Genomic DNA, 25,073 nt, shown 5'->3' with positions numbered 1-25,073 from the left:
TTTTGCCGGCGGTGAGGACTGGAAACCGCATCGCAGTCTCCCTAGACTAGAGTTTTCTTGACAGAACAGATGTGTGAAGGCGATGGGTTACGGGACGTTTGAAACATTACGGCGACAGAATGCGGTGCTGAAGGGCACCGTGGAGCTGAATTCCGGTATTCAACTGGCCGCGTGGTATAACAACTGCGATACCGTGACGGTGCGCAGCGATCATCATACCTTAAGCCTGTACATCGCCGATGGTTATGAAAGCTATCAAAAGACGCCGCACGGCTGGAAGAATGGCGGCGGCCCGGATCGCTTTTGCCTGATGCCGAAAGGCGATGAAAGCGTCTGGGATATCCGCGGCGATCTGTCGTTTGTCCATCTCTATTGTACCGATGCGCATCTGCGCCGCGTTGGGGAGGAAGTGTGGGATCGCAGCCCGGCTAACTTCACCCTGCAGGAAAAAACCTTCGCCAGCGATGACAAAATCACCAGCGTGTATCGTCAGTTTTTGCTGGCTAATGACTGGCGACAGCCGGCGAACCAGCTGACCCTTAGCGCCGCCAGCAGTTTGTTGCTCACCCATCTGATCCAGCACTATTCCACAGTGCAGTGGCGCTTGCCCTCGGTCACAGGAGGACTGGCGCCAGGGGTGAAGCGTCACGTACTGGCCTGGATCGACGCTCATCTCGATCAGCCGTTGACCCTGGCCGACCTGGCGCAGCAGGCGGGACTGAGTGAATTTCATTTTGCCCGTATGTTCCGCCAGTCGCTGAATATGGCTCCGCATCAATATGTGATGCAGCAGCGAATGGCGAAGGCGCAAAACCTGATCTGCCACAGCGCGCTGCCGCTCACCGAGATCGCTCTGGCCTGCGGTTTCAGCTCCGCCAGCCATTTCAGCCATCGGGTCAAAGCCGCCACCGGCCTGACGCCCTCCCAGCTACGGGCGGCGCAGCGCGGATAACACGCCGTAGCTCACTCCGCCGAGCACCACGCCCCAGAACGCCGAACCAATTCCCGCCAGCGTCACCCCGCTGGCGGTGATCAGAAAGGTCAGCACCGCCGCGTCGCGCTCACTGGCCTGGTGTACCGCCTGAAACAGGCTACCGCCGATGGTGCCGAGCAGCGCCAGGCCGGCCAGCATCTGGATCCACGCTGTCGGCAGGGCCGACATCAGCGCAGTGATCGATCCCCCGAACAGACCGGCCAGCAGATAAAAACCGCCGGCAGCCATGGCCGCCAGCCAGCGCTGCTGGGGATCCGGGTGCGCTTCCGGGCTCTGGCAGATGGCGGCAGTGATCGCCGCAATACAGATGGAGTAGACCCCAAACGGCGCCAGCAGCAGCGCCAGCCCCCCGCAGACAACGATCAGCGCGGAGACCGGTACGACATAGCCTGCTGCCTGCAGGGTAGCGAACCCGGGCGCGTTCTGTGAAGCCATGGTGACGAGGAAGAACGGCAGGCCGACGCTGAGCAGCAGCGCCGGGGTAAACTGCGGGGCGATCCATTCCGGTGCGACAAACGCCAGCGGCACAGCGGTGCTGGTCACCTCCCCGGAGACCGCGGCTATCAGCGCCCCCGCAGCCAGCGCGGCCACCACGGCGAAGCGGGGCCACAGCGCCTTACACAGAAGCCAGGCGGCGAGCATGCCGCCGCACAGCAGCAGATGATCCTGGAAGCCGGCGAAGGCTTGCAAACCGAAACGCAGCAGAATGCCGGCCAGCATTGCGGCGGCCAGCGAATGGGGAATGATTTTCATCAGCCAGGCAAACAGGCCGGTGACGCCGCAGAGGACGATCAGCGCATTGGCGAAGATAAATACCCCCACCGCCTCGGGGAGGGTCACCCCCTGCAGGCCGCTGACCAGCAGGGCGGCGCCCGGCGTTGACCAGGCGGTGAGCACCGGCACTTTTCGCCAGCCGCTCAACGCGAGGGTGCTGACGCCCATGGCGAGGCCCAGGGCCGTCATCCAGCCGGCGATCTGCCCGGGCGTGGCGCCGGCGGCCGCGGCGGCCTGCCAGATGATGGCGGCAGAACTGGCGTAGCCCACCAGCACGGCGACGAAGCCGGCGAACAGGGTGGGAAGCGGAACGGTAAACGAGCGCATAGTTTTCTCTTGTGCGTTATAACGTCCGTTTACTCTATCAATGTACGTTATAGCGCACAAGCTATCCGCGGCGTGAGGGTAGCGCCACCGAGGCGCTCGTCGCAAACGGCCCGCGATGCCGCTAATCGCCCTGTAGAATGAGGCAAATGGGGGTATACTCTGGGCTGAAAAATCAGGAGGTAGGATGAATATTGCGCAACATCTGGCGGCCACCCTCAAACATCTGCGTCAGCAGCGCGGCTGGAGCCTGTCGCGTCTGGCGGAAGAGACCGGGGTGTCGAAAGCCATGCTCGGGCAGATAGAGCGGAATGAATCGAGTCCGACGGTAGCGACGCTGTGGAAGATTGCCACCGGGCTGAACGTGCCGTTTTCGGCATTTATCGTTCCGGATGACAGCGTGGCGCCCTCCGCGTTTGACCCGCAGCAGCAGGCGATGGTGGTAACCCCGGTCTTTCCGTGGGACCCGGAGCTGCGCTTTGATCATTTCTCGATAACCCTCGCTCCCGGGGCGTTGAGTGAATCGACGCCGCATGAACAAGGGGTGATTGAGCATGTGGTGGTGATTAGCGGTACTCTGGAGCTCTGCTTACAGGGGGAATGGCACTCGCTGCAGGCGGGTGAGGGTCGGCGCTTTGCCGGCGATGCGGCGCATGCCTATCGGAACAGCGGCGTCCTGGCGGCTCATTTCCATTCGCTTATCCATTATCCAAAAGAAAAAACCGCGGGCGAACCCGCGGCCAGACAAGATGACTGATGATAACCACTCACAACGTGACGAGGAAAATCCGGAATACGTAATGACAGTACTCTGTACGGTGATTTGAAGGAAATATCTTTTCCTTCAATACTTTGCTGAAAACTGAAAATTCGTCGTCCCATGACGGCGGAAAAGGTTTTCGTCTGCGCCCGGTTCTGACTACAATAGCCGCCATTTCGACCCCCTTATACTGGATAACAACACGCGTATGCGCCTGCACAATCATCGTCTTGAACTTCTTAGTCCTGCCCGCGACGCCGGTATCGCTCGCGAAGCGATCCTTCACGGCGCTGACGCCGTTTATATCGGTGGACCTGGCTTTGGCGCCCGCCACAACGCCAGCAACAGCCTGAGTGACATCGCCGGGCTGGTGCCTTTCGCCCATCGCTTTGGCGCCAAGGTCTTTGTGACGCTGAACACCATTCTGCATGACGATGAGCTGGAGCCGGCGCAGCGGCTGATCACGGATCTCTATGACGCGGGCGTCGATGCGCTGATTGTTCAGGATATGGGGATCATGGAGCTGGATCTGCCGCCAATCGAGCTGCACGCCAGCACCCAGTGCGATATCCGTAGCGTGGAGAAAGCAAAGTTTCTCTCAGACGCCGGCTTCAGCCAGATCGTGCTGGCGCGCGAGCTGAACCTCAGTCAAATCAAAGCCATCTACGATAATACTGACGCCACCATTGAATTCTTTATCCATGGCGCACTGTGCGTGGCCTATTCCGGCCAGTGCTACATTTCCCACGCCCAGACCGGACGCAGCGCCAACCGCGGCGACTGCTCGCAGGCCTGTCGCCTGCCGTATACCCTGAAGGACGATCAGGGGCGCGTGGTGGCCTATGAAAAGCATCTCCTGTCGATGAAAGACAACGACCAGACCGCCAACCTGGCGGCGCTGATCGACGCCGGGGTACGCTCCTTCAAAATTGAAGGCCGTTACAAAGACATGAGCTACGTGAAAAACATCACCGCTCACTACCGCCAGATGCTGGACGCCATAATCGAAGACCGCGGCGACCTCGCGCGCGCTTCAGCCGGCCGCACTGAGCATTTCTTTATCCCGTCCACCGATAAAACCTTCCACCGCGGCAGCACCGACTACTTCGTTAATGCCCGTAAAGGCGATATCGGCGCCTTTGATTCGCCAAAATTTATCGGACTGCCGGTGGGCGAAGTGCTGAAGGTGGGTAAAGACCATCTCGACGTCGAGGTTAGCGAACCGTTAACCAACGGCGACGGCCTTAACGTGATGATTAAGCGCGAAGTGGTGGGTTTCCGCGCCAATACCGTGGAAAAAACTGGCGAAAATCGCTATCGAGTGTGGCCGAACGAGATGCCTGCGGATCTGCATAAAGTGCGTCCGCATCAGGCGCTTAACCGCAACCTCGACCACAACTGGCAGCAGGCGCTGCTGAAGACCTCCAGCGAACGCCGCATCGCCGTAGACGTCACCCTAAGCGGCTGGCAGGAGCAGCTGGTTCTCACCATGACCTGTGAAGATGGCGTCAGCGTGACCCATACCCTTGACGGGGTGTTTGCCGAAGCTAACCAGGCAGAGAAAGCGCTAACCAACCTGCGTGACGGTGTCACAAAACTGGGGCAAACCATTTATTATGCGCGCGATGTGCAGGTCAACCTGCCGCCGCTGTTTGTTCCCAACAGCCTGCTCAACCAGCTGCGTCGTGAAACCGCCGAAATGCTGGATGACGCGCGTCTCAACGCCTGGCAGCGCGGTACCCGCAAGCCGGTCTCCGTGCCGCCCCCGGTTTACCCGGAGACCCATCTCTCCTTCCTCGCCAACGTCTATAACCATAAGGCGCGGGCGTTCTACCAGCGCTATGGCGTGCAGCTGATTGATGCCGCCTATGAAGCGCACGAAGAGAAGGGCGATGTGCCGGTGATGATCACCAAACACTGCCTGCGCTTTGCCTTCAATCTCTGTCCGAAACAGGCGAAAGGCTCCATCAAGAGCTGGAAAGCCACGCCGATGCAGCTGATCCATGGCGATGAAATGTTGACCCTGAAGTTTGACTGCCGTCCGTGCGAAATGCACGTGGTCGGCAAGATCAAAAACCATATCCTCAAAATGCCGCATCCGGGGAGCATCGTGGCCTCCGTTAGCCCTGACGAGCTGATGAAGACCCTGCCGAAGCGCAAAGGGGCCTGATCTGCGGCGACGCTACTGGCTGTGTGATGCCCGCGGTTTGCGGGCGTCCTGCCAGCGGTGATGCTCGCGCAGGTCGGCGGCGTTCTCTTCGCACCGGCTGCGAAGCTCATCGCTATCCGCCTCATGCAGCAGCTGCTGTTCGAGACCCTGTACCGGAAAGTAATCGTGCCCCTGACGGTGGGCCAGCAGATGCCCGGAAAATAGCGCGCACAACAACAGCAGGGCACTCGTGCTTCTTCTCAACATACCTTTTCTCTGCGAATCAATGGCGTGGGCTTACTATGCCAGGGGCTGTGCAGGTTTTTTTCCCGGTTTATCAAAGAAGGGCAAGGGTTTGTCAATGTCTGCTGAAAGAGGGTGAAAAAAGCCTGGCGTAGAAGGCCAGGCCTGAGGGATTACGCTTTTGGCGGCAGTGGTTTCCCGCTGTGCTCGCCGCCTTTTGGCGGCTGCTTACCACCATGCTGCGGTTGTTTGCCGTCTCGTTGCGGCTGCTTGCCATCATGCTGCGGCTGCTTGCCGTTGTGTTGCACTTGCTTACCGTCGTGTTGGCCCTTTTTCGCCGGCAATTTACCCTGATGGTGCGCGCCTTTTTCTGGCGGCGGCGGCGGGTTGTCGGCAGCGAAAGCCCATGACGATAGTCCCAGCGTCAACGCGGCGGAGAGTAAAGCTAACTTCTTCATAGCAATATCCTTTATTCTGATGTGTCCGCGTATTTCAGCAGGTAAAAGTGAAGACAAGATGGAGAAGTCCAGATCCGGAATACTCTGCATCCCGGTTCAAACTTTAAGACCTGCGGCGGTCATCAGCAGGCGAAATAGCAGGCTGATGGCGGCCAGCGTCAGCACGCTGCCTCCCCACAGCGCGATCAGCCACAGCAGACGTTTGGACCAGACGGTTTTCATCAATGATACCCCTCCCCGGGCTGGACTTTGCCGCGGAACACGTAATAGCTCCAGCAGGTATAGCCAAGAATAACCGGAATAATCAGCAGCGCGCCCACCAGCATAAAGCCCTGGCTTTGCGGCGGGGCGGCGGCCTGCCACAGGGTGATCGACGGCGGAATAATATGCGGCCAGATGCTGATCCCCAGTCCGCTAAAGCCGAGAAACACCAGGCCCAGCGTCAGGGTGAAAGGCGAGACATGGCGGTCATGCAGAGGTAGCGTGCGCCATAGCCAGGCGCTAATCAGGAGCACCAGCAGCGGCACCGGCAGCAGGAAATAGAGATTCGGCAGGCTGAACCAGCGGGCGGCGATCGCCGGGTGCGCCAGCGGCGTCCACAGGCTGATGACGGCAAATACCCCCAGCAGCGCGACCAGCATCTGCCGCGACGCCCTGCGCATCCGCTGCTGCAGCGCGCCTTCGCTCTTCATTACCAGCCAGGTGGCGCCGAGGAGCGCATAGGCCACGCACAGCCCGAGTCCGCAAAAGAGGTTGAACGGGGTCAGCCAGTCAAACATGCCGCCGCTGAAGGCGCGACCGCTGACGGTAAAACCGTCGATCACCGCTCCGACCACCACGCCCTGGCTGAAGGTCGCCAGCAGGGAACCGCCAAAGAAGGCGCGGTCCCAGAATGGCCGGTGCGACGGCGTGGCCTGGAAACGAAATTCAAAGGCCACGCCGCGAAAGATCAGGCCGATCAGCATCAGGGTCAGGGGGATCGACAGGGCGTCGATAATCACCGCGTAGGCAAGAGGAAAGGCGCCAAACAGACCGGCGCCGCCCAGCACCAGCCAGGTCTCATTGCCATCCCAAACCGGGGCGACGCTGTTCACCATCACGTCGCGCTCTGTGCTGCCCTGGACCGTGCCGAACAGTATGCCAATGCCCAGATCAAAGCCGTCCATGACGATGTACATCAGCGTGGCAAAGACGATAATCACGAACCAGATCACCGATAATTCGATACCCATTAGCGGGACTCCTTCTGCAGATAACCTTCAGTAGCGGCGGACAGCGGGCGGGCTGGCGTACCGGTTGTCGCGGGTTGCACCGCCTGCGGCCCCTTGCGGATCAGGCGCAGCATATAGCTGTAGCCGACGCCGAAGACGGCGCTATAAACCACAATAAAGGTCAACAAACTGACCGACATATGCAGATCGCCGTGGGCGGAAACGGCCTCGGCGGTGCGCTGAACGCCATACACTACCCATGGCTGGCGGCCCACTTCGGTGGTCACCCAGCCGGCGAGAATGGCAATCAGTCCTGAGGGGCCCATCCACAGGGCGAAGCGCAGAAACGGCCGCGAGTGGTACAGCCGGTCGCCACGGCGCAGCCACAGGGCCAGCACCCCGAGCAGCAGCATCAGCATACCCAGACCGGCCATCAGGCGAAATGACCAGAACACCACGGTGGAGTTTGGCCGATCCTCAGGGGCGAACTCCTTCAGCGCCGGCACCTGTTTATCCAGGCTATGGGTGAGGATCAGACTGCCCAGCGCCGGGATCTCAAGCCCGTAGCGGGTGCGCTCCTGCTCCATATCTGGCCAGCCAAACAGCAATAATGGCGTAGGCTCGCCGGGCGGGTTTTCCCAGTGGCCCTCAATGGCGGCGATTTTTGCCGGCTGGTGTTTCAGGGTGTTCAGGCCATGCATATCGCCGATCAGCGCCTGGACCGGCGCGACCAGCAGCGTCATCCATAGCGCCATGGAGAACATCTTGCGGATCGCTGGCGACTGATTGCCGCGCAGCAGATGCCAGGCCGCCGAGGCGCCGACGAACAGCGCGCTGCTGAGAAATGCCGCCACCGTCATGTGCAGTAAGCGGTAGGGGAACGACGGGTTAAAAATCACCGCCAGCCAGTCGACGGGCACCACCTGGCCATCGACGATTTCAAATCCCTGCGGAGTCTGCATCCAGCTGTTGGAGGCGAGGATCCAGAAGGTTGAGATGATGGTCCCCAGGGCTACCATGCAGGTGGCGAAAAAGTGCAGCCCCGGCCCCACCCGGTTCCAGCCGAAGAGCATGACCCCGAGAAAACCGGCTTCGAGAAAGAACGCCGTCAGGACTTCATAGGTCAGCAGGGGGCCGGTGATGCTGCCCGCGAACTGCGAGAAACCGCTCCAGTTAGTGCCGAACTGATAGGCCATCACCAGCCCGGATACCACTCCCATACCGAAGTTGACGGCGAAGATCTTCGACCAGAAATGGTACAGCGAGCGCCAGGTGGGATTTTTGCTTTTCAGCCACAGGCCTTCGAGAACCGCCAGGTAGCTCGCCAGGCCAATGGTGATGGCGGGAAAGATAATATGAAACGAGACCGTAAAGGCGAATTGAATTCGCGCCAGATGGAATGCATCAAGACCGAACATGCAGGACTCCACAACAAAATTGATTCAGCGCAATTTTAGGCAGGGCGGCGGCAAGGGGGCAGAGGCAGTCGGGCCATTTTTTAGCATAACAGTTAGCGGCTGTTATGATCTTTTTGCCTGTCTCCGGGACATTCGGCGCAGTACTGCCCCTCGGGGGAGTCGCGCTTTTTTTCAACCCTGAAAGCACAACCAAATTATTGGCCATGGGGAAATATGGATTATATATATCCTTTAATTATCGCAGGCTTACGAATTGGCTTAGACCTGAACTGAGGCGGGTATGGCCATTCGGGTTTTTTGGACAATATCCTCAGAGCACGACAGTCAGAGCATTTCTTGTCGGTACTTTATTCATAAAAGTTTATGACTCAACTCATTTATTAGTATTAGGAACAGTAAAAAATATGAGGCAGTTAATTGTGAATTAAATAATTTTAAATTGTCGTCTTTTACCGCGCTTTGTATTTTATTCTCAGGATATCAATACAAAGGAATGTACATGTCAGAAAAAGGATTACATAGTTTATGTATTACGCTCGGTATCATGCTCATTTTTTGGTTGGGTATAATTACGTTGTTTTGGGCAATTTTCGCGTAACTCCGGCCTGGAGGCTTTCTGTGCGATAGGGTTGCGCTGTTTTACATAACAGTTTCTTAAAACTGTTAATTTATAACAACTGATATATGATAAAAGGAGGTTGCAGCAAGGAAAGGGTAACAATGAAAAAGTATCAACAGCTGGCGCAGCAGTTGACCGACCAGATCGCGCTGGGCGTCTGGTTGCCGGGCGATCGGCTCCCCTCGCTGCGCGAGCAGGTGATCAGCAGCGGCATGAGCTTTATGACCGTCAGCCATGCCTATCAGCTACTGGAAAGCCAGGGGCGCATCGTCGCCCGACCACAGTCAGGGTATTACGTCGCCCCCCAGCCGGTGAAGCTTCGTCAGCCGGCGCCGCCTGCCCAGGTGACCCGCGATGAAGCGGTTGATATCAATACCTACATCTTTGAGGTGCTTCAGGCCAGCCGCCAGGCGTCAATGCTGCCCTTTGCCTCGGCCTTCCCGGATCCGCGCCTCTTTCCGCTCCAGCAGCTTAACCGTTCGCTGGCGCAGGTGAGTAAAACCGCCACCGCCATGAGCGTGATTGAGAACCTGCCGCCGGGCAACGCGGAGCTACGGCACGCCATTGCCCGGCGCTATGCTCTGCAGGGGATGAACGTCTCGCCCGACGAGATCGTCATTACCGCCGGAGCGCTGGAGGCGTTAAACCTTAGCCTGCAGGCGGTGACCGAGCCGGGGGACTGGGTGGTGGTGGAAAATCCCTGTTTTTACGGGGCCCTGCAGGCGCTGGAGCGGCTGCGCCTGAAGGCGCTGTCGGTGGCCACCGACGTCAAGGAGGGCATTGACCTGACGGCGCTGGAGGCGGCCCTGCAAAACTATCCGGTCAAGGCCTGCTGGCTGATGACCAACGGTCAGAACCCGCTCGGCTTCACCCTCCGCGCCGAAAAAAAAGCGGCGCTGGTGGCATTGTTGGCGCGCTATAACGTGATGCTGATTGAAGATGATGTTTACAGTGAGCTCTATTTTGGCCGCGAGAAGCCGTTGCCGGCGAAGTTCTGGGATCAACAGGATATGACGCTGCACTGCAGTTCGTTTTCAAAATGTCTGGTGCCCGGCTTTCGTATCGGCTGGGTGGCTGCCGGGAAACAGGCGCGACGGATCCAGCAGCTGCAGCTGATGAGTACGCTCTCCACCAGCTCGCCGATGCAATTAGCCCTGGTGGATTACCTGTCGACCAAACGCTACGACGCCCATCTGCGCCGTCTCCGTCGCCAGCTGGCGGAACGTAAACAGCAGGCCTGGCAGGCGCTGCTGCGCCATCTGCCGCCGGAGGTCACTATTCATCACAGCGACAGCGGCTATTTTCTGTGGATCGAACTACCGGAAGGGGCGGATGCCAGCGTGCTGAGCGCCCGGGCGCTGGCGTCGCACATCAGCATCGCTCCGGGAAAAATGTTTTCCACCTCTGCCAGCTGGACCTCGTTTTTCCGTTTCAATACCGCCTGGGGCTGGGGAGAACGCGAAGAGCAAGGGGTGAAGCGGCTGGGTGAACTAATTCGTGAGCAGCTTACCTGATCGCTTTGGCTATTTTTCGCCGCGATAACCAATCGCTATAAATAAACGAAGAGTTTTTTTTATCGAGGCCGGTCATTATTTTACCGGCGCTCACCATAGGAAATATGCATACCCCTCCTTTTTCTCTAACTCGTTGTCTATAATCCATAAAGTCATTCTTGTGTTGGCGATTTTTGCGTAATGCGTCCCGGGTCACAACCTGAATAAATTCCCCCGAGGGCGTTAATCCGCTGACTACCCTTATTTCAGGAGATATTTTTACGGCACGGCTGCCGCTAATTCCCTTGTGACAGGAGTAACACCTGATGAGCAAAAAATTGGCCCGTTGCAGCCTTTATGTGCTGGGGATGGCCTGCCTGACCGTACAGGCGGCTGAGCCACTCACCTCGCTGGATAAACCGGAAGGGCGCCTGGATATTATCGCCTGGCCGGGGTATATCGAACGCGGTCAGACCGACAAGCAGTACGACTGGGTCAGCCAGTTTGAAAAAGAGACCGGCTGTCAGGTTAATGTGAAAACTGCCGCCACCTCTGACGAAATGGTTAGCCTGATGGCCAAGGGCGGCTACGATCTGGTGACTGCCTCGGGCGATGCTTCGCTGCGTCTGATCATGGGCAAACGCGTTCAACCGATTAACACAGCGCTGATTGCCGGGTGGCGCACTCTCGACCCGCGCATTGCGCAAGGGGCATGGTTTAACGTCGGGGGCAAAGTTTACGGCACGCCGTATCAGTGGGGACCGAATCTGCTGATGTACAACACCCGCGTATTCCCGACGCCGCCGGACAGCTGGAGCGTGGTCTTCGTGAAGCAGGATCTTCCGGATGGCAAAACCAATCAGGGGCGGGTGCAGGCCTATGATGGCCCGATCTATATCGCCGACGCTGCGCTGTTTGTCAAAGCCACCCAACCGCAGCTGGGGATCGAAGATCCCTATCAACTGACCGAAACCCAGTACAACGCGGTGCTGAAGGTGCTGCGTGACCAGCAACCGCTGATCCACCGCTACTGGCATGACGCCACCGTGCAGATGAACGACTTCAAAAACGAAGGGGTGGCCGCCTCCAGCTCGTGGCCCTATCAGGCCAACGGCCTGAAGGCGGAAGGCCAGCCTGTCGCTACCGTATTTCCGAAGGAGGGGGTGACCGGCTGGGCGGATACCACCATGCTGCACAGCGAGGCGAAGCACCCGGTCTGCGCTTATAAATGGATGAACTGGTCGCTCACGCCGAAGGTGCAGGGCGATGTAGCGGCCTGGTTCGGCTCGCTGCCGGTGGTGCCTGAGGGCTGTAAAGCCAGCGCGCTGCTCGGAGAGAAGGGCTGTGAGACCAACGGCTATGACCAGTTTGCCCGCATCCACTTCTGGAAAACGCCGGTTGCCGAGGGGGGGAAATACGTTCCCTACAGCCGCTGGACGCAGGACTACATTGCGATAATGGGCGGCCGCTAAGGATCGGAGGCAAACAATGACGTACGCGGTCGAGTTTCAGAATGTATCGCGCGTGTATGGCGATGTGCGGGCGGTGGACGGGGTCAGCATTGGCATCCGCGACGGCGAGTTTTTCTCCATGCTGGGACCTTCGGGCTCGGGGAAAACCACCTGCCTGCGGCTGATTGCCGGTTTTGAGCAGCTCTCCGGCGGCACCATCCGGATCTTCGGTCAGCCGGCCAGCGAGCTGCCGCCCTGGCAGCGGGACGTCAATACCGTGTTCCAGGACTATGCGCTGTTTCCCCATATGTCGATCCTCGACAATGTTGCTTACGGCCTGATGGTCAAAGGCGTGGCGAAGAAAGCGCGCCATGCCCGCGCCCAGGAAGCGCTGGAGAAAGTGGCCCTCGGTTTTGCGCACCATCGCAAGCCCTCCCAGCTCTCCGGCGGTCAGCGGCAGCGGGTCGCCATCGCCCGGGCGCTGGTGAACCAGCCGCGGGTGCTGCTGCTCGACGAGCCGCTGGGCGCTCTGGATTTAAAGCTGCGCGAGCAGATGCAGGTGGAGCTGAAAAAGCTACAGCAGTCGCTGGGGATCACCTTCATCTTCGTTACACACGACCAGAGCGAAGCGCTGTCGATGTCCGATCGCGTGGCGGTGTTTAACAACGGGCGCATTGAGCAGGTGGACGCCCCGCAGGATCTTTATCTGCATCCGAAGACCGCCTTTGTCGCCGGTTTTGTCGGCACCGCCAACGTCTTTGAGGCCGAGGCGGCCCGGCGGTTATGCGGCCTGGCGGGCTGCTGGTCGCTGCGCCCGGAGCATGTTCGCCTGCAGGGCGGCGGGGAGGTGCAGGTGCAGGGCGTGGTTCAGGCGGTACAGTATCAGGGGGCGGCGACGCGGATCGAGCTCCGGCTGGCGGATGGCGACAAGCTGCTGGTTAGCCAGGCCAATATCGACGGCGCGGCGGCGGCGAGCGTTCCTCGAACCGGGCAAACGGTGCAGGCGTCATGGTCGCGGGCGGCGATGAGCCCGCTGGAAAGCGGAGGCTGAGATGACCATGGCGATTGTTCCTGCGCAGGCCGGACGCGTATCGGGGATCTTCTGGCGCCGGCCGGCGCTGGGCCTGTTTTTGCTGCTGCTTGGGCCGTTGATGTGGTTTGGCATCGTCTATCTGGGCTCGCTGCTGACCCTGCTGTGGCAGAGTATCTACACTTTTGACGACTTCACCATGTCGGTGACCAGCGACTTTACGCTGGCCAACCTGCAGGCATTGTTCAACCCCGCCAACTACGACATTATCGTCCGCACCCTGGTGATGGCGCTGTGCGTGACCTTGGCCAGCGCCCTGCTGGCGCTGCCGATGGCCTGGTATATGGCGCGCTACACCAGCGGCAAAATGAAGGCCTTCTTTTATATCGCGGTCATGCTGCCGATGTGGGCCAGCTATATCGTCAAGGCCTACGCGTGGGTGCTGCTGCTGGCCAAAGATGGCGTAGCGCAGTGGTTCCTCGGCCATCTCGGGCTGGAAGGGGCGCTGAACGCTCTGTTGACCGTCCCGGCGGTGGGCGGCAACACCTTATCCACTTCCGGCCTCGGACGCTTTCTGGTCTTCGTCTACATCTGGCTGCCTTTTATGATCCTGCCGGTGCAGGCGGCGCTGGAGCGTATTCCGGGCTCTCTGCTGCAGGCCTCGGCCGATCTTGGCGCTGCCCCACGGCAGACCTTTCGCTACGTGGTCCTGCCGCTGGCTATTCCCGGAATTGCCGCAGGGTCGATCTTCACCTTTTCGCTGACGCTGGGCGATTTTATCGTGCCGCAACTGGTCGGCCCGCCGGGGTACTTTATCGGCAATATGGTCTACTCGCAGCAGGGGGCGATCGGCAATATGCCGATGGCGGCGGCGTTTACCCTCGTGCCGATCGTGCTGATTGCCCTTTATCTGGCGTTCGTGAAACGTCTGGGAGCCTTCGATGCACTCTGAACGCGCACCCTGGTACCTGAAACTGGCGACATGGGGAGGGGTGGTGTTCCTCCACTTTCCGCTGCTGATCATCGCCATCTATGCTTTTAATACCGAAGATGCTGCCTTCAGCTTTCCGCCGCAGGGGCTGACGCTGCGCTGGTTCAGTGAGGCGGCAGGGCGCAGCGATATTTTGGAAGCAGTGACGTTGTCACTTAAGATCGCCGCCCTGTCGACGGCCATTGCCTTAGTGCTTGGCACGCTTGCTGCAGGCGCCCTGTGGCGGAGCACCTTTTTTGGTAAGAACGCGGTGTCGCTACTGCTGCTGCTGCCCATCGCCCTGCCGGGGATTATAACCGGCCTGGCGCTCCTGACAGCCTTTAAAGCGGTCGGCCTGGAGCCTGGTCTGCTGACCATCGTGGTGGGGCACGCGACCTTCTGCGTGGTGGTGGTGTTTAACAACGTCATCGCTCGCTTCCGCAGGACCTCCTGGAGCCTGGTGGAGGCCTCGATGGATTTGGGGGCGACTGGCTGGCAGACCTTTCGCTACGTGGTGCTACCCAATCTGGGTTCGGCGCTGCTGGCGGGCGGGATGCTGGCATTCGCCCTGTCATTTGATGAAATCATCGTCACGACTTTTACCGCGGGGCATGAGCGAACCTTGCCGCTGTGGTTACTGAATCAGCTGGGGCGGCCGCGAGATGTGCCCGTTACCAACGTTGTCGCGCTGTTGGTGATGCTGGTAACAACGATACCAATCTTAGGGGCCTGGTGGCTCACCCGCGACGGCGATAACGTCGCCGGAAACGGGAAATAAAACCATGAAACAGGATAATGCTATGCAACACAACCTCTTAATAAACGGTAAGTTAGTGGCAGGTGAAGGCGAAAAGGTGCCGGTATACAACCCTGCGACCGGCGATGTGATCCTGGAGATTGCCGAAGCGACAGCGGCCCAGGTGGATGCCGCCGTTGAGGCGGCGGATCGGGCGTTTGATGCCTGGAGCCAGACGACGCCGAAAACGCGCGCGGAATGTCTGCTGAAGCTGGCGGATGCCATCGCGGCGCAGGCGGAGCCCCTGGCGCAGCTGGAGTCGCTGAACTGCGGCAAGCCGCTGCACTGCGTGCTTAACGATGAGATGCCGGCCATTGCGGACGTTTTCCGCTTCTTCGCCGGCGCCGCCCGTTGCCTGCCGGGGATGGCGGCCGGAGAGTATCTGGAAGGGCATACCTCGATGATCCGTCGCGACCCGGTGGGCGTGGTAGCCTCCATCGCGCCGTGGAACTATCCCCTGATGATGGCGGCCTGGAAGCTGGCCCCGGCGCTGGCGGCAGGCAACTGTGTGGTGATAAAACCCTCCGAGATCACGCCGCTGACGGCGCTGAAGCTGGCAGAGCTGGCAAAAGATATTTTCCCGGAAGGGGTGATCAACGTACTGTTCGGCCGCGGCAAAACGGTGGGCGATCCGCTGACCGCTCACGCGAAAGTGCGGATGGTTTCCCTGACCGGGTCGATTGCCACCGGCGCCCATATCATCGGCCATACCGCCTCGTCGATAAAACGTACCCATATGGAGCTGGGCGGTAAGGCGCCGGTCATCGTCTTTGACGACGCGGATATCGACGCGGTAGTGGATGGCGTTCGGACCTTCGGGTTTTACAACGCCGGCCAGGACTGTACGGCCGCCTGCCGGATCTACGCCCAGCAGGGTATTTATGAGCAGCTGGTGGAGAAACTTGGGGCGGCGGTGGCCAGCCTGAAAATGGGGGCGCCGGAGGATGCCGCCACCGAGCTGGGGCCGCTGAGCTCGCTGGCCCATCTTGAGCGGGTCAGCGCCGCGGTGGAAGCCGCAAAGGCGCTACCGCATATTAAAGTGGTTACCGGTGGCAATCGGGCTGATGGCGCCGGCTATTATTTCCAGCCGACGCTGCTCGCCGGCGCCCGGCAGGAGGACGCTATCGTGCAGCGCGAAGTGTTTGGCCCGGTGGTCAGCGTGACGCCTTTCAGCGATGAAGCGCAGGCCCTGAGCTGGGCAAATGACTCCCAGTATGGGCTGGCCTCTTCGGTGTGGACGAAAGATGTTGGCCGCGCCCACCAGCTCAGCGCCAGGCTGCAGTACGGCTGCACCTGGGTCAACACCCACTTTATGCTGGTGAGTGAAATGCCGCATGGCGGCCAGAAGCTGTCGGGCTACGGGAAAGACATGTCGATGTATGGCCTTGAGGATTACACCGTGGTTCGCCATGTGATGGTTAAACATGGCTAACGGATTGACCCTTAAGCGGCAAAAGATTATTACGCAATGGGTGTGTTAGTGCGCTAATAGTCACGATGGCAAAAATGGTTAAAACTCGCGGCGGGGGATGTGAGATTATTCTAATACCCCTTCAAGAGCTAAGCCATCGTGAGTGCCGGAGATAAGCGCCGGATGGGGTTCGCCAGCCACCCTGGGCGCATCGCGCCCTGCGGGTGAGGCGGCAACGTCGCGGTTTGCGACCGGATACCAGCCCCTGCCTGATGGCAGGGGCTTTTTTATGTCCACAGTAAGCCAGGAAGAGGAGGATGCCAGCGACGCTGGAGCAGGGAGGAATTTGTTTTAACCGTGTTCAGCGTTTGGTTTTTTTGCTCGGCAAGCTGGCGCTGCGACGGTCACGTATATAGGAAATAAGATTATACACCGCCGCGACCAGCAGGATCAGCGCGATGACCAGCGTGATGATTCCGGACATATCCACCTCGAAATATAAAAGCGCACTGCGCTAAAAACATTACCAATAGTTATGAATGTAAGTATTCTCTGCAGAGAAGGCAAATGATATTTGTTGTCATTTAGCGCTATTTTGGGCCCTGGCCAGCGAGGCCAGACAGGAAAAGGTTTGGTTACAATAGCTTGTAGCCGCCTGTTATCTTATTCAGATCCAGCGCCAGCGTGGTATATCGCATTTTCGGTCAACGCGCGCTAATCTTTTCATTTGCGATTGGCGAAATATTATCTTTATCAGATGAATCAGATTGCGCTGAACAGAAACTATTTCACGACTATAAATAAGGCTTTTATATTTGCAGTCAGCGGGTGATATTTATTCGCAATATTTAATCACCGACGAATCAATCCACCATACGCGCCAGCGCGGTAGCGCACCCTCCCGGGTTTGACTTTCCGCCGCCGCTCATGCGATCATTTCCTGCATATTCAGTTTTAACGTTGATGTCGCTGTGAAAATTTTTGCTTTTATTCTGCTGGCTGTCGGCACCGTGGCGCTGAGCTATGGTAACGCGCCGGCAAAACGTATTCAGGGCTGTGAGAACGCGGGAGTGGGGCAGGCCGTCTGCGCCGCCGCCGAATGGGATAATGAGAAAGTGAATGTTCTGCCTCATTATAACCCTGAGCTGAACAAGGTTATTATCGCAGGCCATTCAGCCCGTAGCGTTTATGACTCTGATAATGGCGCCAGCCTCCGCACGTAAAAAAGCAGCCCACTGGGCTGCTTTTTTAGGTTTCGTTGCTGAGTAAAATGATTAAAACCAGCCAAATCTCACCGACAGCAGGCTGATAAGCGCGAACGCGGCGCAGACATTAATCATAACGACGGTCTTGCTGGAGACATCCATAACGCCACCTTAATGAGTAAGCCCCTAAAGGTATAGTACGGCGGGCGCGGTTGCGCTATCGGATTAAGACGAATCAGGCTTTGTTCTGAATATTGAGCCCGATTCTGAATTTGTTATACAGGTATCTCTGAATCACGACGTCATGGCAGATAATTATCCCACCATGGAACGCTCCTCAGGGAAGGAAAACTAAGAATGACGTTATATCAAAAAATGTTGGTGTTTTACGCCATTATGGGCGTGATCTGTGCCGTAATTAGCTGGTTTTTAACCAAAGAGAGTTGGGTGATCCGCCTGCTGGCGGCTCTGTTGATCGGTGCCACCTGGCCGTTCAGCTTCCCCATGGCGCTGCTCGTCTCGCTGTTTTAACCTTCCGGCGGCGGACGACAGAAAAGGGTGGCGGCAAAGGTAAGGTTACTGTATAAAAACACAGTAACCTTATCATGGAGGCAAACAGGTGAACGGTTTCTTTTCGTCCGTCGCAGGCGCCACATTGCGCTGGCTCGATCTCCCGGGAGAGGGGCTTCCGCTGGTGTTTATCCACGGCCTCGGCTGCGCGTCCTCTTACGACTACCCCCGCGTCGCCAGCGACCCCGCGCTCAACGGGCGGCGCAAAATACTTATCGACCTCCCGGGCTTCGGCTACAGCGATAAACCGCACGACTTTAGTTACAACATACATAAGCAAGCGCAAGCTGTGGAGCAGGTCCTCAACCACCTGCGCCTGCAGCGCTTCGCGCTGTATGGGCATAGCATGGGTGGAAGCATCGCCATCGAAGCGGCAGGGCTGCTGGCGGAGCGAGTGACGACGCTGCTGGTGTCTGAACCCAACCTGTTCGCCGGAGGCGGTGAGTACAGCAGACGCATTGCGGCGCAGGCAGAGGGGGCCTTTATCGCTGAAGGTTACGCCAGGATGCTGGCGGAAGAGCGCTCGCCGTGGGCCGGCTGTTTGCAAAACAGCGCCCCCTGGGCCGTCTGGCGAGCCGCCAGCAGCCTGATAAACGGCAGCGACACGCCCTGGTTTACCCAGCTCTGCCAGCTGCGCTGTCAGAAGATGCTGATCGTCGGCGAGCAGTCGCTCCCTTATGCGGATATCGAACGGGCAGAGGCGCACGGGATCCCGGTCGGGATTGTGCCCCACGCGGGGCACTCGATGGCGTGGGAAAACCCGGAAGGGCTGGCGCAACTCATCGCCAGCCACGGCTAAGGGGAGACGGCGTCAGAAAGGCAGTTCGCGGGGCTGGGTCTGGAGCGTTATCCAGCGCAGCTCAGTGAATTCTGCAATTCCGGCCCGGCCGCCGAACCGGCCATAGCCGGAGGCTTTGCAGCCGCCAAACGGCATCTGCGCTTCATCATGAACGGTTGGACCATTGATATGGCAAATGCCGGTTTGCAGACGTTGCGCCAGGTTCCACGCTCTGGCGCTGTCGCGGCTGTAGACCGCCGCGGAAAGGCCATATTCGCTGTCGTTGGCTACCGCCAGCGCCTCTTCGTCATTATTAACCCGAATAATCGCTTTTACCGGGCCGAAGGACTCTTCGTTCCACAGCCGCATCTCGCGGGTGACGCCGTCCAGTAAGGTCGGCGCCATGTGGGTATCGCTGGCTTTACCGCCGGTCAGCAGGCGGGCGCCCTTGGCTAAGGCATCGTCGATTAACGCGTTGCAGCGGGTGACGGTATTCATGTCGACCACCGGGCCGGTCAGGCTGGCGGGGAGAGAGGCGGCGCGCCTGGCCAGCAGAGGGATAAAGCGCTCCGCCACGGCGTTGTCGACAATAATGCGCTCGGTGGACATGCAGATCTGTCCGGCGTTGGCGAAGGCGCCAAAAATGGCGCCCGCCGCCGCCTGTTCGATATCGGCATCGTCGAGGACCAGCAGCGGTGCTTTACCACCGAGCTCCAGCACCGCTGGTTTCAGATACTGCCCGCAGGTGCGGGCGATAATCCGCCCCACCGGCGTGGAGCCGGTAAAGTTGACGCGCCGCACCGCCGGATGGGCGATCAGCGACTCCACCAGCGCCGGCGCGTCTTGCGGCGCGCAGGTAAGATAGTTCACCACACCCGGCGGGAAGCCCGCCGCGTCGAGGGCGTCGATAATCAATCCTTGTGTCGCCGGGGAGAGCTCAGCGCCCTTGAGGATCACCGTGTTGCCGCAGGCCAGCGGCGTCGCCAGCGCCCGGGTGGCAAGGATCAGCGGCGCGTTCCACGGCGCCATGCCCAGCACCACGCCAGCCCCCTGGCGGACGCCCATCGCCAGATTGCCCGGCACGTTGGATGGAATGATCTGTCCTTCAATCTGGGTGGTCAGCGCCGCCGCTTCGCGCAGGATATCAGCCGCCAGATGGACGTTAAATCCGGCCCAGTGCGCGGTCGCGCCGGTTTCCTCCGCCATGGCGGCGATAAATTTAGCCTCCCGCAACAGCATATGTTCCGCCGCGTCGAGCAGTAAGCGACGCCGTTCCGCCGGGAGCGTATCGCGCCACTGTGGGAAGGCGCTGGCCGCGGCCTCGACGCAGCGTTTGCCGTCGGCGAGACTGGCGGCAGCGGCAACCGAAGCGACATCATCTTGGGCCGGGTGGCGCCGGGTGAAGGTCCGACGGTCTTCGGCATCATGCCACTGGCCATCAATGTACAGATTGCAGGTGATTGTCATGGGGGTAACCTCTTGTTCTGCGGTCCCTCCAGTGTACCGGTCGCCGCTGATGGCGAGCGTGAGCGGGGCGGTTATCGCACATTTTTTTGCCGGAATTGTGCGTAGCTCACAACATCCCAATCGTGCCTGACGCAAAAAGCAGCGCGACGCCGATTAAACCAGCAAATTCAGCGCGATTGGCATAAGGTGATAGCCATTGATTATTTGCCGGTGGCGAGGGGCTGTGCTGTTATTACTGTTCTTATAATCAATAATCAGGACTTATAACCATGTCTACAGGGAAAACCACGCTGGCGCTGCTGCTGAGCGCGCTGTTGCCGGTCAGCGCCGCATGGGCCGCGGGCAATGATACGCTGGTCTATTGCTCAGAGGCCTCCCCGGAGTCTTTCAACCCGCAGATCGCCAGCTCCGGCCCGTCGTTCGTCGCCAGCTCGCAGGTGCTGTATAACCGCCTGGTCACTTTTGACCCGGTGAAGAACACGCCGATCCCGTCGCTGGCCACCGAGTGGCACGTCTCTGAGGATGGCAAGACCTGGACCTTCACGCTGCGTCAGGGGGTGAAGTTCAACAGCAATAAATTCTTCAAACCGACCCGCGATTTTAACGCCGACGACGTCCTGTTTTCCGTGCTGCGCCAGATGGATCCTCAGCATCCTTATCACAAGGTGTCGCAGGGGAACTATGAGTACTTCCACGACGTGGGCCTCGATAAGCTGATTAAGTCGGTGAAAAAGGTCGATGACTATCACGTCCAGTTCGTACTTAACGAGCCGAACGCGGCGTTTCTTGCCGTCTGGGGAATGGACTTCGCCTCTATTCTGTCGGCGGAGTATGGCGAGGCGATGCTGAAGAAAGGGACGCCGGAAAACGTTGATAACTGGCCTGTCGGTACCGGACCCTATGCCCTGCAGCAGTATAAAGTGGATTCGCAAATCCGCTATATCGCCAATCCCCACTACTGGGAAGGCGAGGTGCCGACTAAGCACTTAATCTTTTCCATCACGCCAAACGTCGAGACACGCCTGGCGAAATTGCAGACTAACGAGTGCCAGATTATTCCTGCGCCTTCGCCGGTTCAGTTCCCGGTAATTAAGGGCAATAAAGATCTGGCGCTGCACGCCGTCGAGGCGCTGAACGTCGGCTACCTGGCGTTTAACACGGAGAAAAAACCGTTTGATAATGTGCTGGTGCGCCAGGCGTTAAACTATGCCACCGACAAGCAGGCGATCGTTAAGGCGGTGTTCCTCGATTCCGGTATGGTGGCGAAGTCACCGATCCCGTCCACCATGCTCGGGTATAAAAAAGACCTCCCGGACTACGACTACGATCCGCAGAAAGCGAAAGCGCTGCTCAAGCAGGCGGGTCTGGAGCAAGGGGCGGAAGTGACCCTGTGGTCGATGCCGGTTCAACGTCCGTACAACCCGAACTCAAAACGCATTGCTGAAATGATCCAAAATGACTGGGCGAAAGTCGGGGTGAAAGCGAAGATCGTCAGCTATGAGTGGGGCGAATACCTCGCCGGCATGCGTAAAGGTGAACACGATAGCGCGCTGTACGGCTGGATGTCGGACAATGGCGACCCTGACAACTTTGCCGGCACGCTGCTCAGCTGTGATAATATCCAGACCGGCTCTAACGCCGCCCGCTGGTGCGATAAGTCGTATGACGCGCTGGTGAAGAAAGCGCTGCTGGTGAGCGATCCGCAGGCGCGCGCCACGCTCTATGAACAGGCGCAAGAGATCTTCTACCAGCAGGCGCCGTGGATCACCCTGGCGACCGGCAAGACCTTCTATGCCACCCGCAGCAACGTCAGCGGCTACCGCGTGAGCATGATGGGCAGCGATTTTTCCAAAGCGAAGCTGAATTAAGCGAAAGGAGAACAGGATGGCACATCTGGATGAGGTTATCGTCAAAGTCGATGACACTATTGCCGAGGGGGTTATCGCTCATATGAATGAGCTGCTGATCGCCCTGAGCGATGACGCGCAACTCAGTCGTGAGGAGCGCTATACCCAGCAGCAGCGCCTGCGCACCGCTATCGCCCACCATGGCCGACAGCATCAGGAAGAGCAGGACGCGCGCCGCGAGCAGTTGACCAAAGGCGGCGCGATCCTCTGAAGAGGCGCTCAGAACTGGCGTCTGGCCACCAGCCAGGCGCCCACTACCAGCATCACCGCGCCGCATAATGGCCCGATCAGCGCCCGCAGCGGTACGCCGTGGGCGCGAATTAAATCCATGATCAACCCGCCGACCAGCTGGCTGGCCACCAGTACCGCAATGGTAGTGGCCGCGCCGACGTTTTGATAGCCGCTGATGCTGGCAAAAACGAAAAAGGACCCCAGCAGGCCAGGGATCAGCGTCCACCACTTCACGCTCAGGGCCAGCTCCTGAAAGCCAGCGGCGCCCTGGCGCAGGAGCAACAGGGTCACGAAAATAACGATACCCACCAGCGAATTGAGCAGCATGGCGATGAGGATCGTCGACGCCGACTGGGTGATGCGCACCATCAGGGTGTTCTGTAGTACCAGGCCTACGCCGGCGGCCACCAGACAGGCGAGGGTGAGCGACGCATTCATGCCTTACCGTCCGGTTCCTGGCGCGCATCCAGCTGCAGCTGCATAAAGGTGAGATCCAGCCAGCGGCCAAATTTGGTTCCCACCTGCGGCATCTGCCCGGTGGTGATAAAGCCCAGCGTTTCATGCAGGTGCAGCGAGGCGTGGTTCTGCGACTCGATCCCGGCGACCATCACATGTTTATTCAGCCGCCGCGCTTCGGCGATCAGCGCAACCAGCAGTTTGCGGCCCAGGCCTTTCCCCTGATGGTCGGGGTGAACGTACACCGAATGCTCCACGGTGTGGCGAAAGCCGTCAAACGCGCGCCAGTCGCCAAAAGAGGAATAGCCGGTGATGACGCCGTTTTCCTCGCTCACCAGCACCGGAAAGCCGGCCAGCTGGCGGGCTTCAAACCATGCGATGCGGTTGTCGGTATCCACGGTTTTGTCATTCCAGATAGCGGCGGTATGCACGACGGCGTGGTTATAGATCTCGGCGATCGCCGCGCAATCGTCTTTAATGGCAGGGCGGATGGACATAGCAAACCTCAGTTCTCGTACACTATAGTAGTACGTTATTATTACAATAATGAACGTCACGCTGTCATCCGTTTTCAGCAAAATATTGCTGATGGGCCAGGGGCTGCGCGGCCCAACGGGCGATTGTGTAATGCGGGCGCGCACACTATAGTGTTACGTTATGAATACTATAGAAGACAACCTCAATCAGCGTATCAGCGCGCGCATCCGCATCGAGCGCGAATCCCGTGGCTGGTCGCTGAACGACCTGGCCGAACGGGCGGGCGCCTCGCGGGCGATGATCCATAAAATCGAGCGCGGCGAAAGCAGCCCGACGGCGTCGATGCTGGGCCGCCTTTCCGGCGCCTTCGGCATCAGTATGTCGACCCTGATCGCCAGGGCTGAAATGCAGGAAGGCAAGCTGCTGCGTTTTGCCAGCCAGCCGGTATGGCACGACCCGCAAAGCCACTATCTCCGCCGCCACGTTTCGCCGCGCAGCGATCTGCCCATTGACCTGGTGCAGATCGAGCTGCCGCCCGGCAGCGATGTGCCGATGCCGGCCTCGTCCTATGCGCTGGCCCGCCAGCTGATCTGGCTGCAGCGGGGCGAGCTGGTGTTCATGGAAGGGAATACCCGCCACGAGATGCAGACAGGGGACTGTCTGGAGCTCGGCCCGCCGAACGACTGCCGCTTTATCAATGAGTCCGCAGAGACCTGCGTCTATCTGGTGGTGCGCCTTAATCAATCGCCATCCGGCTCTTAATGTTAAAGCGCATTGCGCATAAAGCAGCTAGCCTCAGTACAGTCTGCTAACAAGAGGAGTTTGCTATGACAGAACAACCGCAACGCCATCGCCGCTGGGTACTGGCTTCCCGTCCCCATGGTGAACCGACGGCAGAGCATTTCCGCCTGGAAGAGAGCGAGGTACCGACGCCAGGGCCGGGCCAGGTTCTGCTGCGTACCGTTTATTTATCGCTGGATCCCTATATGCGCGGGCGGATGAGCGACGCGCCGTCCTATTCACCGCCGGTGGCCATTGGCGCGGTGATGGTGGGCGGGACCGTGAGTCGCGTCGTGACCTCGCAGCATGATGATTTTCAACCAGGCGACTGGGTGCTGGGCTACAGCGGCTGGCAGGATTATGAGCTTTCCGACGGCAGCGGACTGGTGAAGCTGGGGGACAACCCGCAGCACCCGTCCTGGTCGCTGGGGGTTCTGGGGATGCCGGGCTTCACCGCCTACATGGGGTTGCTGGACATTGGCCAGCCGAAGGCGGGTGACACGCTGGTGGTCGCTGCGGCCACCGGGCCGGTGGGCGCCACGGTCGGACAGATCGGCAAAATTAAGGGCTGCCGTACCGTCGGCATCGCCGGCGGCGCGGAGAAGTGTCGCTATGCGGTTGACACCTTAGGCTTTGATGTCTGCCTTGACCATCGCGCAGCGGACTTTGCCGAACAGCTGGCCCAGGCCTGCCCGCAGGGCATTGACGTCTACTACGAAAACGTCGGCGGCAAGGTGTTTGACGCGGTGCTGCCGCTGCTGAATACCGCGGCCCGGGTTCCGGTCTGCGGGCTGGTGAGCGGCTATAACGCCACCGGTCTGCCGGATGGGCCGGATCGTCTGCCGTTGCTGATGGCGACCATCCTCAAGAAACGCATCCGGATGCAGGGCTTTATTATCGGCCAGGATTACGGGCATCGGATCGCGGAATTCCAGCAGCAGATGGGGCGCTGGGTGCAGGAGGGGAAAATTAAATATCGCGAACAGCTGATTGACGGTCTGGAGCAGGCGCCGCAGGCGCTGATCGGCCTGTTGAAAGGCGAAAACTTTGGTAAGGTGGTGATCCGCGTGTCGGCGGACGACTAATACGCCGGGTTTAGCC

28 protein-coding genes are annotated in these 25,073 nt (G+C 59.2%); 16 read left to right on the top strand and 12 right to left on the bottom strand.

Going from position 1 to position 25,073, the window contains the following annotated elements; translation table 11 throughout:
• The first annotated feature begins 82 nt into the window (after window positions 1-82).
• A complete protein-coding gene (locus ABLU73_RS17645) occupies window positions 83-952 on the top strand; it encodes an AraC family transcriptional regulator (RefSeq protein WP_004202793.1) in 870 nt (289 codons plus the stop codon).
• On the opposite strand, the gene ABLU73_RS17640 is transcribed toward ABLU73_RS17645, so the two are convergent.
• Entirely contained in the window at window positions 929-2,095 is a 1,167-nt protein-coding gene (locus tag ABLU73_RS17640) for a benzoate/H(+) symporter BenE family transporter (RefSeq protein ID WP_124989281.1), read from the bottom strand. The two genes, ABLU73_RS17645 and ABLU73_RS17640, sit on opposite strands and share 24 nt — an antisense overlap.
• A gap of 184 nt (window positions 2,096-2,279) precedes the next feature.
• Between ABLU73_RS17640 and ABLU73_RS17635 the strand changes: the two genes are divergently transcribed.
• Complete coding sequence (locus ABLU73_RS17635; RefSeq protein WP_004202791.1) at window positions 2,280-2,849, top strand: XRE family transcriptional regulator; 570 nt, start codon at window positions 2,280-2,282, stop codon at window positions 2,847-2,849.
• A gap of 10 nt (window positions 2,850-2,859) precedes the next feature.
• Here ABLU73_RS17635 and ABLU73_RS17630 read toward each other — a convergent pair whose 3' ends face one another.
• Window positions 2,860-3,027 carry a hypothetical protein gene (locus tag ABLU73_RS17630; protein WP_032425876.1) on the bottom strand — a complete coding sequence of 56 codons (168 nt, stop codon included), beginning with the start codon at window positions 3,025-3,027 and terminating at the stop codon, window positions 2,860-2,862.
• A 33-nt stretch (window positions 3,028-3,060) separates the two neighbouring features.
• Here ABLU73_RS17630 and ABLU73_RS17625 point away from each other — a divergent pair, with 33 nt between their 5' ends.
• A complete protein-coding gene (locus ABLU73_RS17625; protein ID WP_348850322.1) occupies window positions 3,061-5,022 on the top strand; it encodes a U32 family peptidase in 1,962 nt (653 codons plus the stop codon).
• A 12-nt stretch (window positions 5,023-5,034) separates the two neighbouring features.
• On the opposite strand, the gene ABLU73_RS17620 is transcribed toward ABLU73_RS17625, so the two are convergent.
• From ABLU73_RS17620 to ABLU73_RS17600, 5 genes are all read right to left on the bottom strand, one after another.
• The gene (locus ABLU73_RS17620; RefSeq protein ID WP_017900476.1) at window positions 5,035-5,268 is read right to left on the bottom strand and encodes a DUF2554 family protein; all 234 of its coding nucleotides are present in this window, start codon (window positions 5,266-5,268) and stop codon (window positions 5,035-5,037) included.
• 149 nt (window positions 5,269-5,417) lie between these two features.
• The gene (locus ABLU73_RS17615; RefSeq protein ID WP_049092986.1) at window positions 5,418-5,702 is read right to left on the bottom strand and encodes a hypothetical protein; all 285 of its coding nucleotides are present in this window, start codon (window positions 5,700-5,702) and stop codon (window positions 5,418-5,420) included.
• A gap of 96 nt (window positions 5,703-5,798) precedes the next feature.
• Entirely contained in the window at window positions 5,799-5,924 is a 126-nt protein-coding gene (locus ABLU73_RS17610; RefSeq protein ID WP_004202785.1) for a DUF2474 domain-containing protein, read from the bottom strand.
• On the bottom strand, window positions 5,924-6,934 hold the full coding sequence (cydB, locus tag ABLU73_RS17605; protein ID WP_053810318.1) for a cytochrome d ubiquinol oxidase subunit II: 1,011 nt from the start codon (window positions 6,932-6,934) through the stop codon (window positions 5,924-5,926). The genes ABLU73_RS17610 and cydB overlap by 1 nt, the downstream gene beginning before the upstream one ends.
• Window positions 6,934-8,331, bottom strand: a complete 1,398-nt coding sequence (locus tag ABLU73_RS17600) for a cytochrome ubiquinol oxidase subunit I (RefSeq protein WP_023318407.1) — start codon at window positions 8,329-8,331, stop codon at window positions 6,934-6,936. The genes cydB and ABLU73_RS17600 overlap by 1 nt, the downstream gene beginning before the upstream one ends.
• 720 nt (window positions 8,332-9,051) lie before the next feature.
• On the opposite strand from ABLU73_RS17600, the gene ABLU73_RS17595 reads away from it, so the two are divergent.
• The 6 genes from ABLU73_RS17595 (at window position 9,052) to patD (ending at window position 16,122) form a co-directional block, all read left to right on the top strand.
• Window positions 9,052-10,464, top strand: coding sequence for a PLP-dependent aminotransferase family protein (locus tag ABLU73_RS17595; RefSeq protein ID WP_017900480.1), 1,413 nt, complete (start codon window positions 9,052-9,054; stop codon window positions 10,462-10,464).
• A 305-nt stretch (window positions 10,465-10,769) separates the two neighbouring features.
• Window positions 10,770-11,915 carry a putative ABC transporter substrate-binding protein YdcS gene (ydcS, locus tag ABLU73_RS17590; RefSeq protein ID WP_264924327.1) on the top strand — a complete coding sequence of 382 codons (1,146 nt, stop codon included), beginning with the start codon at window positions 10,770-10,772 and terminating at the stop codon, window positions 11,913-11,915.
• 16 nt (window positions 11,916-11,931) lie between these two features.
• Window positions 11,932-12,945 carry an ABC transporter ATP-binding protein gene (locus ABLU73_RS17585; RefSeq protein WP_264924328.1) on the top strand — a complete coding sequence of 338 codons (1,014 nt, stop codon included), beginning with the start codon at window positions 11,932-11,934 and terminating at the stop codon, window positions 12,943-12,945.
• 1 nt (window position 12,946) lies between these two features.
• Window positions 12,947-13,876 carry an ABC transporter permease gene (locus ABLU73_RS17580; RefSeq protein ID WP_004202776.1) on the top strand — a complete coding sequence of 310 codons (930 nt, stop codon included), beginning with the start codon at window positions 12,947-12,949 and terminating at the stop codon, window positions 13,874-13,876.
• Complete coding sequence (locus ABLU73_RS17575) at window positions 13,866-14,672, top strand: ABC transporter permease (RefSeq protein WP_017900483.1); 807 nt, start codon at window positions 13,866-13,868, stop codon at window positions 14,670-14,672. Before ABLU73_RS17580 ends, ABLU73_RS17575 begins: the two co-directional genes overlap by 11 nt.
• A gap of 22 nt (window positions 14,673-14,694) precedes the next feature.
• Window positions 14,695-16,122, top strand: a complete 1,428-nt coding sequence (patD, locus tag ABLU73_RS17570; RefSeq protein WP_264924330.1) for an aminobutyraldehyde dehydrogenase — start codon at window positions 14,695-14,697, stop codon at window positions 16,120-16,122.
• A 340-nt stretch (window positions 16,123-16,462) separates the two neighbouring features.
• On the opposite strand, the gene ABLU73_RS17565 is transcribed toward patD, so the two are convergent.
• On the bottom strand, window positions 16,463-16,585 hold the full coding sequence (locus ABLU73_RS17565; RefSeq protein WP_004175940.1) for a small membrane protein: 123 nt from the start codon (window positions 16,583-16,585) through the stop codon (window positions 16,463-16,465).
• 487 nt (window positions 16,586-17,072) lie between these two features.
• On the opposite strand from ABLU73_RS17565, the gene ABLU73_RS17560 reads away from it, so the two are divergent.
• Complete coding sequence (locus tag ABLU73_RS17560; RefSeq protein WP_065802479.1) at window positions 17,073-17,324, top strand: hypothetical protein; 252 nt, start codon at window positions 17,073-17,075, stop codon at window positions 17,322-17,324.
• Between the two features lie 51 nt (window positions 17,325-17,375).
• On the opposite strand, the gene yncL is transcribed toward ABLU73_RS17560, so the two are convergent.
• The gene (gene yncL, locus ABLU73_RS17555; RefSeq protein ID WP_002906891.1) at window positions 17,376-17,468 is read right to left on the bottom strand and encodes a stress response membrane protein YncL; all 93 of its coding nucleotides are present in this window, start codon (window positions 17,466-17,468) and stop codon (window positions 17,376-17,378) included.
• A 195-nt stretch (window positions 17,469-17,663) separates the two neighbouring features.
• Here yncL and ABLU73_RS17550 point away from each other — a divergent pair, with 195 nt between their 5' ends.
• Both ABLU73_RS17550 and ABLU73_RS17545 read left to right on the top strand, forming a co-directional pair.
• A complete protein-coding gene (locus ABLU73_RS17550; RefSeq protein WP_004202771.1) occupies window positions 17,664-17,837 on the top strand; it encodes a GhoT/OrtT family toxin in 174 nt (57 codons plus the stop codon).
• An 88-nt stretch (window positions 17,838-17,925) separates the two neighbouring features.
• Window positions 17,926-18,675, top strand: a complete 750-nt coding sequence (locus ABLU73_RS17545) for an alpha/beta hydrolase (protein ID WP_017900486.1) — start codon at window positions 17,926-17,928, stop codon at window positions 18,673-18,675.
• A gap of 12 nt (window positions 18,676-18,687) precedes the next feature.
• Here the strand turns inward: ABLU73_RS17545 and ABLU73_RS17540 are convergent, their stop codons facing one another.
• Window positions 18,688-20,121, bottom strand: a complete 1,434-nt coding sequence (locus ABLU73_RS17540; protein WP_264924334.1) for an aldehyde dehydrogenase — start codon at window positions 20,119-20,121, stop codon at window positions 18,688-18,690.
• Window positions 20,122-20,390: 269 nt separating this feature from the next.
• Here ABLU73_RS17540 and ABLU73_RS17535 point away from each other — a divergent pair, with 269 nt between their 5' ends.
• A complete protein-coding gene (locus tag ABLU73_RS17535) occupies window positions 20,391-21,989 on the top strand; it encodes an ABC transporter substrate-binding protein (RefSeq protein ID WP_136022912.1) in 1,599 nt (532 codons plus the stop codon).
• A gap of 16 nt (window positions 21,990-22,005) precedes the next feature.
• A complete protein-coding gene (locus tag ABLU73_RS17530; protein WP_004202765.1) occupies window positions 22,006-22,239 on the top strand; it encodes a YdcY family protein in 234 nt (77 codons plus the stop codon).
• 8 nt (window positions 22,240-22,247) lie between these two features.
• Here ABLU73_RS17530 and ABLU73_RS17525 read toward each other — a convergent pair whose 3' ends face one another.
• Window positions 22,248-22,697 (bottom strand): DMT family transporter, encoded by a 450-nt coding sequence (locus ABLU73_RS17525; protein WP_004202763.1) that lies wholly within the window; start codon window positions 22,695-22,697, stop codon window positions 22,248-22,250.
• A complete protein-coding gene (locus ABLU73_RS17520) occupies window positions 22,694-23,212 on the bottom strand; it encodes a GNAT family N-acetyltransferase (protein WP_004202758.1) in 519 nt (172 codons plus the stop codon). The genes ABLU73_RS17525 and ABLU73_RS17520 overlap by 4 nt, the downstream gene beginning before the upstream one ends.
• A 160-nt stretch (window positions 23,213-23,372) precedes the next feature.
• Here ABLU73_RS17520 and ABLU73_RS17515 point away from each other — a divergent pair, with 160 nt between their 5' ends.
• Window positions 23,373-23,954, top strand: coding sequence for an XRE family transcriptional regulator (locus ABLU73_RS17515; RefSeq protein WP_108433575.1), 582 nt, complete (start codon window positions 23,373-23,375; stop codon window positions 23,952-23,954).
• Window positions 23,955-24,019: 65 nt separating this feature from the next.
• On the top strand, window positions 24,020-25,057 hold the full coding sequence (locus tag ABLU73_RS17510; RefSeq protein WP_017900489.1) for an NADP-dependent oxidoreductase: 1,038 nt from the start codon (window positions 24,020-24,022) through the stop codon (window positions 25,055-25,057).
• The last annotated feature ends 16 nt before the right edge of the window (window positions 25,058-25,073 follow it).

Source organism: Klebsiella sp. GG_Kp175, from assembly GCF_040062325.1.
GTDB lineage: Bacteria > Pseudomonadota > Gammaproteobacteria > Enterobacterales > Enterobacteriaceae > Klebsiella > Klebsiella quasipneumoniae.
Note: the sequence above shows the minus strand (reverse complement) of the source record. Positions and strands in the feature narration are given on the sequence as shown.